Below are 12057 nucleotides of genomic sequence, written 5' to 3'. Positions count from 1 at the left end.
CATGTCCAAGCACACGCTCTCCGTCCTGGTGGAGAACACGCCCGGCATCCTCGCCCGGATCGCCGCGCTGTTCTCCCGCCGCGGCTTCAACATCGACTCGCTCGCCGTCGGTGTCACCGAGCACCCCGACATCTCCCGCATCACCATCGTCGTGGGGGTGGAGGACCTGCCGCTGGAGCAGGTGACCAAGCAGCTCAACAAGCTCGTCAACGTGCTCAAGATCGTCGAGCTGGAGCCGTCGCATGCGGTGCAGCGCGAACTCGTTCTGGTGAAGGTGCGCGCCGACAACGAGACGCGCTCCCAGATCGTCGAGATCGTCCAGCTGTTCCGCGCCAAGACCGTCGACGTCTCCCCGGAGGCCGTCACGATCGAGGCCACCGGATCCGGCGAGAAGCTCTCCGCCATGCTCAAGATGCTGGAGCCGTACGGCATCAAGGAGCTGGTCCAGTCCGGCACGATCGCGATCGGCCGCGGCGCCCGCTCCATCACGGACCGGTCGCTGCGCGCCCTGGACCGGTCGGCGTAAGACCTGAACCGGGCGGTCGGCGCGCTGTCGGCCGCCCGTATTCCGAGACCCTCAGACTTCCCTTCCGCCCCCCGTCATACGGTGGGACGCAACACCTGCACTCCCGAGGAGAGAACCCAAAGTGGCCGAGCTGTTCTACGACGCCGACGCCGACCTGTCCATCATCCAGGGCCGCAAGGTCGCGGTCATCGGGTACGGCAGCCAGGGCCACGCCCACGCGCTGTCGCTCCGTGACTCGGGTGTCGACGTGCGCGTCGGTCTGCACGAGGGCTCCAAGTCCAAGGCCAAGGCCGAGGAGCAGGGCCTGCGCGTGGTGAGCCCGTCCGAGGCCGCCGCCGAGGCCGACGTCATCATGATCCTCGTCCCGGACCCGATCCAGGCCCAGGTCTACGAGGAGCACATCAAGGACAACCTGAAGGACGGCGACGCGCTGTTCTTCGGCCACGGCCTGAACATCCGCTTCGGCTTCATCAAGCCCCCGGCCGGCGTGGACGTCTGCATGGTCGCCCCCAAGGGCCCGGGCCACCTGGTGCGCCGCCAGTACGAGGAGGGCCGCGGCGTTCCGTGCATCGCCGCCGTCGAGCAGGACGCCACGGGCAACGGCTTCGCGCTGGCCCTGTCGTACGCCAAGGGCATCGGCGGCACCCGCGCCGGCGTCATCAAGACGACCTTCACCGAGGAGACCGAGACCGACCTCTTCGGTGAGCAGGCCGTTCTCTGTGGTGGTACGGCCGCGCTGGTCAAGGCGGGCTTCGAGACCCTCACCGAGGCCGGCTACCAGCCGGAGATCGCCTACTTCGAGTGCCTGCACGAGCTGAAGCTGATCGTCGACCTCATGTACGAGGGCGGCCTAGAGAAGATGCGCTGGTCGATCTCCGAGACCGCCGAGTGGGGCGACTACGTCACCGGCCCGCGCATCATCACGGACGCCACCAAGGCCGAGATGAAGAAGGTCCTCGCCGAGATCCAGGACGGCACCTTCGCCCAGCAGTGGATGGACGAGTACCACGGCGGTCTGAAGAAGTACAACGAGTACAAGACCCAGGACTCCGAGCACCTGCTGGAGACCACCGGCAAGGAGCTGCGCAAGCTCATGAGCTGGGTCGACGAGGAGGCGTGAGCCCCTGGGTCCGGCTGCGGCACCGGTGCCGCAGCCGGACCCATTCTCGTCCGGGTGATCCTTCCGCACAGGCGTGAGGCGCCCTCCGCAGCACCACTACACTGCTGCATATATACGCGTCAGGCCCACAGCGTCGTGCGTCTTCCACGCGGCATGCACCCCTCCACCGCCTGCGGCCGTCGGGACGGCCGTCCGCAGCACTGGACTTGTGAGGACTCACGTGAGCTCGAAACCCGTCGTACTCATCGCTGAAGAGCTGTCGCCCGCCACCGTCGACGCGCTTGGCCCGGATTTCGAGATCCGGCAGTGCAACGGCGGGGACCGAGCCGAGCTGCTCCCGGCCATCGCCGATGTCGACGCGATCCTGATCCGCTCGGCCACCAAGGTCGACGCCGAGGCGATCGCCGCAGCGAACAAGCTCAAGGTCGTCGCGCGAGCCGGCGTCGGCCTGGACAACGTGGACGTCTCCGCCGCCACCAAGGCCGGCGTGATGGTCGTCAACGCCCCCACCTCGAACATCGTGACCGCCGCCGAACTCGCCTGCGGTCTGCTGCTCGCCACCGCCCGCAACATCCCGCAGGCCAACGCCGCGCTGAAGAACAGCGAGTGGAAGCGCAGCAAGTACACGGGCGTCGAGCTGGCCGAGAAGACCCTCGGTGTCGTCGGCCTCGGCCGTATCGGTGCCCTCGTCGCCCAGCGCATGTCGGCCTTCGGCATGAAGGTCGTCGCCTACGACCCCTATGTGCAGCCGGCCCGCGCCGCGCAGATGGGCGTCAAGGTGCTGTCGCTGGACGAGCTGCTCGAGGTCTCCGACTTCATCACCGTCCACCTCCCCAAGACGCCCGAGACGGTCGGTCTGATCGGCGACGAGGCGCTGCGCAAGGTCAAGCCGAGCGTGCGCATCGTCAACGCCGCGCGCGGCGGGATCGTCGACGAGGAGGCGCTGTACTCCGCCCTCAAGGAGGGCCGGGTCGCCGGTGCCGGTCTCGACGTGTACGCCAAGGAGCCGTGCACCGACTCCCCGCTCTTCGAGTTCGACCAGGTCGTCGCCACCCCGCACCTCGGTGCCTCCACCGACGAGGCGCAGGAGAAGGCCGGTATCGCCGTCGCCCGCTCGGTGCGCCTCGCCCTCGCCGGTGAGCTCGTGCCGGACGCGGTGAACGTGCAGGGCGGTGTCATCGCCGAGGACGTCAAGCCGGGCCTGCCGCTCGCCGAGCGTCTCGGCCGGATCTTCACCGCGCTCGCCGGTGAGGTCGCGGTCCGCCTCGATGTCGAGGTGTACGGCGAGATCACCCAGCACGATGTGAAGGTGCTGGAGCTCTCCGCCCTCAAGGGTGTCTTCGAGGACGTCGTCGACGAGACGGTGTCCTACGTGAACGCGCCGCTGTTCGCGCAGGAGCGCGGGGTCGAGGTGCGCCTGACCACCAGCTCCGAGGCGTCCGAGCACCGCAATGTCGTCACCGTGCGCGGCACCCTCGCCGACGGCGAGGAGGTGTCGGTCTCCGGCACGCTGGCCGGCCCCAAGCACCTCCAGAAGATCGTCGCGGTCGGGGAGTACGACGTCGACCTCGCGCTCGCCGAGCACATGGTCGTGCTGCGGTACGAGGACCGGCCGGGTGTCGTCGGCACCGTGGGCCGCATCCTCGGCGAGGCGGGCATCAACATCGCAGGCATGCAGGTGTCTCGGGCCGTGGCCGGCGGCGAGGCGCTGGCGGTGCTGACCGTCGACGACACGGTGACCGCCGGGGTGCTGGCCGAGGTGGCGGCGGAGATCGGTACGACCTCCGCTCGTTCCGTGAACCTGGTCTGACCTTCGGTCAAACGCCGGACGGGCTGAGTTGATCAGCTTGTCCGGCGTTTTCGCGTACCTGGACCCGCCGCAGCGTCAGCGTCGCCGCTGCCGCCGCTCCGGCCAGCAGCACCGCGCTCGTGATCGCCGCCGCGTGCATACCGCTGGTGAAGGCCTCGCGTGCCGCCGTGGCCAGGGCGTCTCCCGCGCGCCCCGGCAGCCGGTCGGCGACGGCCAGGGCGCCGCCCAGTGTCTCGCGGGCCGGGGCGGACGCCGAGGCCGGGATCTCGTGGCGGTAGACGGCCGTACCGATCGAGCCCAGGAACGCCATGCTCAGCGCGCCGCCGAACTCCGTGCCGGTCTCCAGCAGGGACGAGGCCGCGCCCGCCTTCTCCACCGGGGCGGCGCTCAGGGCCAGGTCGGCCACCTGGGACATGACGACGACGACGCCGCTGGCCAACACGCCGCACGCGGTCAGCAGCAGCCAGAGGGAATTCGTGTCGGTCAGGGCCAGCAGTACGTAGCCGCACGCGGTGACCGCGAAGCCTGCGCCGACGACGTACGCGCGGGGAACGCCCCGCTGTACGAGCTGTGCGCCGGCCGGGGCCGCCAGTCCGATGGGTACCGACGGCAGCAGGCTCCACAGCGCTGCCTCGAGGGGGCTCTTGTCAAGAACCGACTGGATGTACTGGGTCGTGAAGTACGCCGAGCCCATCATGCCGAAGGCGGCGACGAGGTTGAGGACGACGGACGGGCTGAAGCCGCGGTTCCGGAACAGTTCCGGTGAGATCAGCGGGGACACCGCCGTGCGCTGGCGGTGGACGAACAGCGCGGCGAAGAGCAGGCCGATCGTCACCGACAGCACGTACCGCACGTTCCAGCCCTCCGACGCGAGCTCCTTCAGGCCGTAGATCACGGGAAGCACCGCCGCCATCGACAGGGGAACGCTCAGCCAGTCGAAGCGGCCTTGGCGCGGGTTCTTGGACTCGGGCAGCAGGAGAGGCCCGAGGACCAGGAGCAGCACCATCGCGGGCAGATTGACCAGGAAGACCGAGCCCCACCAGAAGTGCTCGACGAGCACACCGCTCATCACCGAGCCGAGCGCGATGCCCGCGGTCATCACACCCGACCACACGCCGATCGCCTTGGTGCGCTGTGCGGGGTCGGTGAACATCGTGCGCACCAGCGCCATCGTCGAGGGCATCAGCGTCGCGCCGCCGATGCCGAGGATCGCGCGGGCGGCGATCAGGGTCTCGGCGCTGTTCGCGTAGGCCGCCACCAGGGAGGCCGTACCGAAGGCGGCCGCGCCGAACAGCAGGAGCCTGCGGCGGCCGATGCGGTCGCCCAGGGAGCCCATCGTCATCAGCAGGCCGGCCAGGACGAAGCCGTAGATGTCGAAGATCCACAGCTGTTGGGTGGCGCTCGGCTCCAGGTCGGCGCTGATCGCGGGGATCGCGAAGTAGAGGACGGAGACGTCCATCGAGACCAGCAGCAACGGCAGCATCAGCACGCCGAGCGCCGTCCATTCGCGGCGGCCGGCGCGGGCCGGAGAGGTGGGGTTCGTCGTCATGGGCTGGACTGTACGGACGTCTTAAACGCTTGTCTAGTACGCTTGTTTAATACGTCCGTCTGGGACGTTCGTATGGGACGCGCGTATGGGCTCCGAGGTAGGGTGACGTGCCATGGGACACCGTGAGGATCTGCTCGAAGGCGCCCAGCGCTGCCTGCTGGCGAAGGGCTTCCTGCGTACGACCGCGCGCGACATCGTCAAGGAGTCGGGGACGAACCTGGCGTCGATCGGCTACCACTACGGCTCGAAGGACGCGCTGGTGGCGCAGGCGTACATCGGGATGGTGGAGGGGATGTCCGACGCCTTCGAGGGGGGCGGTGAGCTGCAAGGGGAGCCGGGGTCGCTGGAGCGGTTCACCGAGGTGTGGGCGAACATCATCGGCACCATGCGGGAGCCCGGTTCGATGTGGCGGCTCAGCATGGAGATCGTGGCCATGGGCGATCAGCTGCCGGAGGTGCGGGAGCATCTCGCGCGGGCCCAGCGGGAAGGAGCGCGCGGCATCGTCACGCTCTTCCACGGCGGTCGCGAGGAGGACGTCCCCGAGGAGCGGGTGGACACCCTCGGCTACTTCTACCTGACCCTGATGATGGGCCTCATGGCGCAGTGGACCTTCGATCCGAAGAGCGCGCCGGAGGCCGCTCAGCTGGCCGCGGGGCTCCGCCAGGTGATCGAGGGCGCTACCCCGAAGTGACGGCGAGGCGCCCTTCGCGCATCTCGATCACCCGGTCCGCGAAGTGCCGCACGACCGCCCGGTCGTGGCAGATGAACAGGTAGCCGAGGCCAAGGTCGTCCTGGAGGTCGGCGAGCAGGTTCAGCACGCCCGCGCGTACCGACGGGTCGAGTGATGACACGGGCTCGTCGAGCACCAGCAGCCGCGGTTCGGACGCCAGGGCTCGGGCGATGCCGGCGCGCTGGCACTGGCCGCCGGAGAGTTCGTGCGGCCGGCGGTCGCCATACGCGGGATCGAGGCCGACCCGGTCGAGGAGCTCGGTGACGCGGGCGGGCCCGTCCGCGGGATGCCAGCGGCCCTGGACCTTCAGCGGTTCGGCGACGGCGTCCCGGATGCGGTGGCGGGGGCTCAGCGAGCCGTACGGGTCCTGGAAGACGGGCTGCATGCGAGGGCGCAGGGGACGCAACTCCCGTTCCGGGAGTGACGTCAACTCCCGTCCCTCGAAATGGACTTCACCGCCGGCCGGGCGACGCAGCTGGAGCACCGCCAGAGCCGTGGAGGACTTGCCGCAGCCCGACGGGCCGTTCAGGGCGAGGGTCTCGCCGGCGGCCAGGGAGAAGGAGAGGCCGTCCACGGCGGTGACCGGGCCGTAGCGGACGACCAGGTCGCGGACGTCGAGCAGGGGATCGTTCATGCCGGCTGACCCTCCTTCAGGAACAACTCGGTCGCGGGGTGGGGGAGTTCCTCCCAGCGGTGGCAGGCGACCAGGCGTCCGGCCACCGGCCGGGGTTCCGGTTCCGCCGTGTGGCAGGGGTCCGCCGCGAGCGGGCAGCGCGGGGCGAAGGCGCAGCCCGGCGGGAGCGTGCCCGGGGCGGGCGGGGTGCCGCGCAGGGCGGGGAGGCGGCGGCCCGGGGGAGCGTGCTGCGGGAGGGACGCCAGCAGGCCGGCCGTGTAGGGGGCGCGGGGGCGGGTCAGTACCTCGTCCGCCGCGCCCAGTTCGGTGAGGCGCCCGGCGTACATGACCAGCACCCGGTCCGCGTGGCCCGCTACGGCGTCCATGTCGTGGGTGACCAGGACCAGCGCGGCGCCGACCGCTTCCCGCTGCTCGGCGAGCAGCCGCAGCACCTGGTCGCGGCGCTCCTCGTCGAGGGCGGTGGTAGGTTCGTCGGCGACCACGAGGTCGGGCTCGTTGATCGTGGCCATGGCGATCACGGCGCGCTGCCGCATGCCGCCGGAGTACTCGTGCGGATACGCCCGCGCCCTGCGTGCCGCGTCGGGGATGCCGACGCGGTCCAGGGCCGCGACCGCCCGGGCCCGGGCCTCCCTGCGGGGGACTCCGGACACCGACCGTACGGCGGCTGCGAGTTGGTCGCCGACCGGGTGCACGGGGGAGAGGGCGGACAGGGCGTCCTGCGGGACGAGGGAGATACGGCGGCCGCGGTGGGCCGAGAGGTCCGGGGTGATCGTCCCGCTCGAGGTCGCGCCGCGCGGCAGCATGCCCAGGAGGGCGCGGGCCGTGAGGGACTTGCCAGCCCCCGACTCGCCGACGATCGCCAGCGCTTCACGCGGGCGGACGTCGAAGGACAGGCCGCGCACGGCCTCGACCCCGTCGAAGGCGATCCGCAGCTCGCGTACCGACAGCAGTGGCTCAGACTCCAACGGGGGCCTCCTTCTCGGCCTTGACCGGAGCCGGGGTGGCTCGCCGTATTTTCCGGCCCTGGGTGAGCGCCGCGCCCGACACCGCGAGACCCGCCAGCAGCGCCAGGGCCACCGCCGGGGCGAGGGCCGCCCACGGGGCGCGTTCCACATAGGCCCGGGACTCCTCCAGCAGCAGGCCCCACTCGGGGGCGGGCGGCTGGGCGCCCAGGCCCAGGAAGCCGAGGGAGGCCAGGGCCAGGGCGATGCCCGGCAGCCGGAGCAGGGCATGGCGGGCGACCGGGCCGGCCACGGACGGCAGGACATGCCGGGTGAGGATCCAGAACGGGCTTGCGCCGATGGCCCGTTGGGTGGTGAGGAACGCCGACGCCCGCACCTCCTGCACCAGGGCCGCCGCATGCGCGGACAGGGCCGGCCAGGAGATCAGCGCGATCGCCAGGGCCGCCCCGCCGGTGCCCGGCCCGAGGGCCGCCGCGATCAGAATGCCGACGATCACCGGGGGCAGGGCGTTGGCGATGTCCGCCGCGCCCTCCGCGATCCGGGGCAGGAAGCCCAGGGCGAGCGCGACCAGCAGGCTCAGCAGGCAGACGGCCGCCGCCGTGCCGGCCGTGGAGGCGGCGCCGTGGCCCAGCCGGGCGAGCACGTCACGGCCGAGACCGTCGGTGCCAAGCGGGTGGGGCCAGGAGGGCGCGGCCAGCCGGGCCGTGGTGTTCACGGCGTACGGGTCGCGCAGCAGGCCCCAGCCGATGGTCACGGCGAGGACGGTGAACAGCGCCAACGGGATCGCGGGGTGTGCGCGCACCGGCCGTGCCGGAGGCAGTGCCAGCGAGGCGTCACGCAGGGCCGGGCCCAGCAGCCGCCGCCGGGCGAACGCCGCCAGCGCGCCCGTGACCAGGCCGAGTGAGAGCAGCGCGAGGACCGAGCCCTGGAGCAGCGGCAGATCCTGTGACTTGGCCGCGCCGAGCGCGGTACGGCCGATGCCCGGCACGGCGAAGACCGTCTCCACGGCGACCGCGCCACCGGTGAGCCCCACGGCGACCATCCCGAACTGCGGGACCAGTGGCGGCAGAACGCGGCGCAGCGCCGCCCCCGCGATCCGCGCCCGGCTCACCCCTGCGCCCCGCCACAGCTCCACCCACCGCTCGTCGAGCACGGCGGGCAGCGCGTCCGCGACCAGACGGCCGAGCAGTCCACCGCCGGGGACGCCGAGGGCCACGGCGGGCAGAACCATGTTCTGCGGCCCCACCCAGCCGGACGTCGGAAGCCATCCCAGCCACACCCCGAACACCAGCAGCGCGACCGTGGCCAGCAGGAACTCGGGTACGGCGGCCAGCATCGCGGCCCACGCCCCGGCCGAGGCCCGGCCCCGTACCAGCACCGGCGTGACCAGCGCGCACGCCAGCAGCAGCGCCACGCCGAGCGAGGCGCCCATCAGCGCCAGCGACACCTGGAGCCCGGAGATCACGGAGGGCAGGACCTCGGTGCCCGACACCCAGGACGTGCCGAGGTCGCCGCGCAGGAGGTCCGAGGCCCAGCCGCCCAGCAGCGACAGGGGGCCGGCGTCCAGACCGAGGTCCCGTCGTACGGAGTCCAGGGCTTCCTCGGTCGGGTCCTGCTCGGCGGAGCGGGCCCGCAGCACGGCGAGCGCCGGGTCCCTGCCGGAGAGCCAGGGCAGCAGGCCGACGGCGGCCAGGACGGCGACCAGGCAGAGCAGGCGGGTCAGCGCGGCGGCACCGGCCAACCGCCGTATACGGGCTTTCACCTGACGTAGGTGTCCGCCGTGACCAGCTCCCGCTCGCGCGGGTCGTGGGCGGCGCCGGTCACGTCGGCGGCGTCGCCCTGGATCACGCGCTCGTGCAGCATGGGCACGGCCGCGTCCGTACGGAGCACGGCGGCCTCGGCGGCGATGACCGCCTTGCGCCGGGCGTCGCCGGTCGGCGTCTCGCCGGCCTTCTTCAAGGCCTTGTCCACGGCCGGGTCCGCGAGCTGGGGGATGTTGAAGGAGCCGTCGGAGGCGAAGTCGCTGTAGAGATAGGCGGCCGGGTCGCCGGAGTCGAGGACGGTGGCGCGGGAGAGGATGAACGCGTCGAACTCGCCCGCCAGCGCGTCGGACTCGATGTTGGCGTACTCGCGGACGTCGAGCTTCACCTTGAACCCGGCCTTCTGCAACTGCTGTTGCAGTGCGGCGGCGACCTCGGGCAGCTCGGCGCGGTCGGTGAAGGTGCCGATGGTGATCGTCTTGCCGGCCGGGGCACCGGCCTTGGTCCGCTGTACCGGCTTCCGCAGCTCGGCCGCCCACGGCAGGGCGGGCCCGAGCAGCCCGTCGGCGACGTCGGCGCGCCCCTCGTACACGCCCTTCACGATCGACTCGGCGTCGATCGCCTCGCGGGCCGCCGCCCGCAGCGCGGCGTTCTTGAAGACACCCTTCTCGGTGTCGAGGTAGAGGGTGTTGGTGCGCGGCATCGGGACCTCGGTGATCAGGTCCTGGTCGAGGACGGCGGCCTGTGACACCGGGACCGCCTCGACGATGTCGGCCTCGCCGCTGCGCAGGGCCGCGGCGCGGGCGGTGCCGTCCGGCACGAACCGCACGTCGATGCCGGGGGCCTTGGCCTTCTTGCCCCAGTAGCCGTCGTAGCGGTCGAGGGCGGCGGAGGAGGTGCCGTTGACCTTCGTCAGCTCGAAGGGGCCGGTGCCCGCGCCGACGGGGTCGACGGTCTTGCCCTTGTAGGCCTTGGCCGCCAGGACCGACAGCTGGGGGGAGCTGAGCCGCTGCGGGACCAGGGGGTCCTCGGTGGCGGTGGTGACGGTGACCTTGTCGCCGTCGGCCTTGGCGGTCAGCTCCACGCCGTCGAGGATGCGGGGCTTGGGGGAGGCGGCGGCGGCCTTGGTGAGGGAGTTGACGACGGCTTCGGCGGTGAGCTTCGTCCCGTCGTGGAAGGTGACGCCGTCGCGCAGGGTGAAGGTCCAACTCCGGCCGGACTGGGCCCACTCGGTGGCCAGCGCCGGCTCGGCGTCACCGTCCGCGTCCAGTTTCACCAAGGTCTCCGCCGTCGACCAGCGCGACAGCTTGAAGGCGTCGTCCGACAGCGGGGACAGCGCCGAGCGCGGTGGCAGCATCATCGCGACGCGTACGCGCTTGCCCCCTGCCCCGGAGTCGTCCGTGGCCGACTGCCCACCGGAGAAACAGCCGGTGAGCAGGGCGGAGGCCGCGGTGACGGCGGCAAGGGGGATGAGTCGGGCGGGGACGCGCACGGGGACACCTCGGTCAAGGCCTGGTAAATGGTTGAACGCGCCATGACCGTAGCATGATGATAATCGTTTTCAGAAGTGGCTGATTTTCAAGGCATGGGACGGAAGTACTTCCGCAGCGCCCAGGCCGCTAGTTGCCGGCCGGTGGCGTTGCCCACCTCGTCGGCTGTCCGGGTGTGGATGCCGCCCCAGACCCGGGCGTCGACGACGTCCCGCTCGTACTCGTGGGCGTAGCGGTAGTGGCGTGACGTACCGGTGGTGCTCGACCGGATGTGCAGGTCGACGCGCGAGGTGCCGAGGACCCCGGTCAGCGCGCGCATCAGCGCACCGCCCATGGTGGCGTGGCCGCTGAGGTAGTCGGGATGCGCGGGGGTGACGAGCAGCGGCTCCCAGTGCCGGTCCGGCCGGGTCGCCGGGTTGCCGTCGGTGTCCGCCTCGCGGATGGCGGTGACGGGGCGCCAGGTGCCGTAGTGGAGTTTGGCGTCCCAGGCGGTGATGACGGCGTCCACCTGGGCCGTGTTGGCCGCCGCGTACAGACGTGCCGTCTCGGCGATGCCGAAATGGTGCCGGGTGGCGTGGTCACCCAGGGCCCCCAGCAGGTCCAGGTTGGTGAAGTACCGCGCGGTGTCCGTCTGTTCGGGGGTCCGCTGCGAGCCGGTCCGGCCTCCGTAGGCCGCCACTTCGTTCAGGTCCTTCGCGTATTGGGCGGAGCTGAGGGCCGGCGGTGGGCCGGGGCGGAACTGGTGCGGGGAGTCCAGCAGCAGCGGCCGGAGCCTGCCGATCCAGGCATTGGCGAAGGGCTCGTGACCGGGCGGGGTGGGACGCCAGACGCCGGGGTGCGGGCGGGCGGGAAAGGGCACCGAGGCGCCGCGGCCGTCATCGCGGCGGAGGTCGATGATGTGGTCGGCGGCGAGCTTCCCGAAGGCGACGCCCTCGTCCTCGGCCGCGCCGTCGGGAATCTTCGCGAGGGAGCCGGTCAGGGCGGCGTCCAGCCGGGGCGCGGCCCCCGGGAAGTGGTGACGCAGTACCTGGTGCGCCGCCGAGGCGGCAGCCGCCGCGGACGAGGCCGTACGAGGCGCCCGCTGGTCCCACTTGTACGGGCCGAAGCGGCCCTCGATGCCGACGACGGCGTTGTAGACGGCGGTGGAGACGTACGCCTCCCAGATGAACGACTCGGGCGGCACGGGGCCGGCCTCGGCGTCGATGGTGGCATCCGCCGTGCGCATCCACTCGATGACGGTCGCCGCGCTCCGTTCGCTGCCCTGCTCGGCCCCGTGCGCCGCTCCCGCGGTACGGCCGGCCCCGGCACTCGCGTGGGTGCCCGGCAGCGCGAGCGCGAGCACCCCGCAGGCCAGCCCCGCCACCACCGTTCGCGTCGCAGACCAGGCGCGTCGGTTCCGCACGTGAACTCCTCCCGGCCGATGGCGCACGGGGAGAACTGTGACCACGCGCGGCGCCCGGCGGTGCGGGTCCGGCC

Annotated in this window: 10 protein-coding genes; 4 read left to right on the top strand and 6 right to left on the bottom strand. The window is 71.8% G+C overall.

The window, feature by feature from the left end:
• Position 1: 1 nt before the first annotated feature.
• From ilvN to serA, 3 genes are all read left to right on the top strand, one after another.
• Positions 2 to 526, top strand: a complete 525-nt coding sequence (gene ilvN / locus OG542_RS11730; RefSeq protein ID WP_193481876.1) for an acetolactate synthase small subunit — start codon at positions 2 to 4, stop codon at positions 524 to 526.
• Between the two features lie 121 nt (positions 527 to 647).
• Positions 648 to 1646: a ketol-acid reductoisomerase gene (ilvC, locus tag OG542_RS11725; RefSeq protein ID WP_248507267.1), complete on the top strand. Its 999-nt coding sequence runs from the start codon at positions 648 to 650 to the stop codon at positions 1644 to 1646.
• Positions 1647 to 1866: 220 nt separating this feature from the next.
• Entirely contained in the window at positions 1867 to 3456 is a 1590-nt protein-coding gene (serA, locus tag OG542_RS11720) for a phosphoglycerate dehydrogenase (protein ID WP_311127882.1), read from the top strand.
• A 7-nt stretch (positions 3457 to 3463) separates the two neighbouring features.
• On the opposite strand, the gene OG542_RS11715 is transcribed toward serA, so the two are convergent.
• A complete protein-coding gene (locus tag OG542_RS11715) occupies positions 3464 to 5005 on the bottom strand; it encodes an MFS transporter (RefSeq protein ID WP_328410469.1) in 1542 nt (513 codons plus the stop codon).
• A 112-nt stretch (positions 5006 to 5117) separates the two neighbouring features.
• On the opposite strand from OG542_RS11715, the gene OG542_RS11710 reads away from it, so the two are divergent.
• Positions 5118 to 5696, top strand: coding sequence for a TetR/AcrR family transcriptional regulator (locus OG542_RS11710; protein WP_193481879.1), 579 nt, complete (start codon positions 5118 to 5120; stop codon positions 5694 to 5696).
• On the opposite strand, the gene OG542_RS11705 is transcribed toward OG542_RS11710, so the two are convergent.
• The 5 genes from OG542_RS11705 to OG542_RS11685 form a co-directional block, all read right to left on the bottom strand.
• Positions 5683 to 6369 (bottom strand): dipeptide/oligopeptide/nickel ABC transporter ATP-binding protein, encoded by a 687-nt coding sequence (locus OG542_RS11705; RefSeq protein WP_328410468.1) that lies wholly within the window; start codon positions 6367 to 6369, stop codon positions 5683 to 5685. The genes OG542_RS11710 and OG542_RS11705 overlap by 14 nt on opposite strands.
• Complete coding sequence (locus OG542_RS11700) at positions 6366 to 7334, bottom strand: ABC transporter ATP-binding protein (protein ID WP_328410467.1); 969 nt, start codon at positions 7332 to 7334, stop codon at positions 6366 to 6368. The genes OG542_RS11705 and OG542_RS11700 overlap by 4 nt, the downstream gene beginning before the upstream one ends.
• Positions 7324 to 9093, bottom strand: a complete 1770-nt coding sequence (locus OG542_RS11695) for an ABC transporter permease subunit (RefSeq protein WP_328410465.1) — start codon at positions 9091 to 9093, stop codon at positions 7324 to 7326. Before OG542_RS11695 ends, OG542_RS11700 begins: the two co-directional genes overlap by 11 nt.
• On the bottom strand, positions 9090 to 10583 hold the full coding sequence (locus OG542_RS11690) for an ABC transporter substrate-binding protein (protein WP_328410463.1): 1494 nt from the start codon (positions 10581 to 10583) through the stop codon (positions 9090 to 9092). Before OG542_RS11690 ends, OG542_RS11695 begins: the two co-directional genes overlap by 4 nt.
• A gap of 86 nt (positions 10584 to 10669) precedes the next feature.
• The gene (locus OG542_RS11685) at positions 10670 to 11983 is read right to left on the bottom strand and encodes a vanadium-dependent haloperoxidase (protein WP_328410461.1); all 1314 of its coding nucleotides are present in this window, start codon (positions 11981 to 11983) and stop codon (positions 10670 to 10672) included.
• Positions 11984 to 12057 lie beyond the last annotated feature (74 nt).

The organism is Streptomyces violaceus (assembly GCF_036014075.1).
Taxonomy (GTDB): Bacteria; Actinomycetota; Actinomycetes; order Streptomycetales; family Streptomycetaceae; genus Streptomyces; species Streptomyces violaceus.
This window is presented reverse-complemented; position numbering and strand designations above follow the sequence as displayed.